Annotated in this window: 3 protein-coding genes; 2 read left to right on the top strand and 1 reads right to left on the bottom strand. The window is 65.4% G+C overall.

The annotated features are described in order from the left end of the window. Positions 1 to 398: alpha/beta fold hydrolase (locus tag MOV74_RS38125; RefSeq protein ID WP_246932661.1), on the top strand; the 398-nt coding region annotated here is incomplete at its 5' end. Between the two features lie 46 nt (positions 399 to 444). Here the strand turns inward: MOV74_RS38125 and MOV74_RS38120 are convergent. Then, positions 445 to 900, bottom strand: a complete 456-nt coding sequence (locus MOV74_RS38120; RefSeq protein WP_246932659.1) for a carboxymuconolactone decarboxylase family protein — start codon at positions 898 to 900, stop codon at positions 445 to 447. A gap of 98 nt (positions 901 to 998) precedes the next feature. On the opposite strand from MOV74_RS38120, the gene MOV74_RS38115 reads away from it, so the two are divergent. Beyond that, positions 999 to 1443: sigma-70 family RNA polymerase sigma factor (locus MOV74_RS38115; protein WP_246932657.1), on the top strand; the 445-nt coding region annotated here is incomplete at its 3' end.

The raw sequence follows: 1443 nt of genomic DNA, 5'->3' as shown, positions 1-1443 counted from the left end.
CGCTGGCTGCGCGCACGACGCGGTCGGTCGAGATGATCCGCGCCGGCGATATCGAGGGCGCGCTGCAGAATTTCTACGAGGGAATCGAAGGCGACGGCTCCTGGCGGCGCGTGCCGGCGGCGGCCAAGCAGCAACTGCGCGACAACGCGCTGACGTTCCTCGGCCAGATCAACGAGCAGCGCAGGCCCTATACGCTCGCGGATGCGCAGGCGATCAGCACGCCGACATTGCTGATCGGCGGCGGCGCCACCACCGGCAGCCTGTCCGTGATGTGGCGCGTGCTCGCCGAGCACATTGCAGGCGCCGAGACGGCGGTGATCCCGAATGCCGGCCATTGGATGTTCGAGCAGGCCCCGCTCGAGTTCGGCGAGGTGGTGAGCAGGTTCTTGGCGAAGTAGGTGCGCACCTCTCCCCGCAAAGCGGGGAGAGGCGAAGGAGGAGGCTTCACACCTTCCACACGCCGACCGGCATCTTGATCGTCGCGTTGAGCCGGTTCCAGACATTGATCGTCGCGATCGCGACGATCAACGTCGCAAGCTCGCGCTCGTCAAAATGCTTGTCGGCTTCGCTCCAGATCGCGTCCGGCACCGGATCCTCGCGATCGGCGAGACGCGTGACGGCCTCGGTCAGCGCCAGCGCGGCGCGCTCGGCGTCGGTGAAATAGGGCGCATCGCGCCAGGCGGATACGGCGAACAGGCGCTCGTCGGTCTCACCGAGCTTGCGCGCGACCTTGGGATGCATGTCGACACAGACGCTGCAACCATTGATCTGGCTGGCGCGCAGGTGCACCAGTTCCAGGAGCTTTTCCGGCAAGCCCTGCTTGGTCAGATTGCCGAGGGACTGAAGGACATTCATGGCCTCGGGCAGGACCATGACGGGGTGATTCATGCGGGCGTGCATCTTTTCGTCTCCATCGCTCGAATTTCGAAGGTTCCGGTCACATCGGCCGGACTGGCTTCGTCATGGGCATGACGGATCGCGACGAGGGAATGTGACCGATGACGCAAAAAAACTTTGAGGAGGATTTTCTCAGCCACCAGTTCGAGGCCAGCAGGGACCATCTGCGCGCGGTCGCGTACCGCATGCTAGGTTCCGGCGCCGAGGTCGATGATGCCGTGCAGGAGGCCTGGCTGCGGGTCAGCCGCTACGACATGTCGGATGTCGCAAACCTGCGCGGCTGGCTGACGACCGTGGTCGCGCGCATCTGCCTCGACATGCTGCGCGCACGGAAGTCGCGCAAGGAAGATCCGATGGGCCCCCATGTGCCCGAGCCGGTCGACGAGACGCGGGAGCGCGAGGCTGAGATGGCCGACTCCGTCGGCGCGGCGCTGCTCGTCGTGCTGGAAACGCTTCAGCCTGCGGAGCGGCTCGCCTTCGTGCTGCACGACATGTTCGCAGTCCCTTTCGAGGAGATCGCACCGATTGTCGGCCGCTCGGTCGACG

The organism is Bradyrhizobium sp. SHOUNA76, assembly GCF_023006445.1.
Taxonomy (GTDB): Bacteria; Pseudomonadota; Alphaproteobacteria; order Rhizobiales; family Xanthobacteraceae; genus Bradyrhizobium.
The sequence above is the reverse complement of the archived record's forward strand: the minus strand, read 5'-3'. Positions and strand labels throughout refer to the sequence as shown.

What these genes read in the sequence shown, in the direction of transcription:
- MOV74_RS38120 (WP_246932659.1), bottom strand. Translation starts at nt 900, where the DNA reads ATGCACGCCCGCATGAATCACCCCGTCATGGTCCTGCCCGAGGCCATG.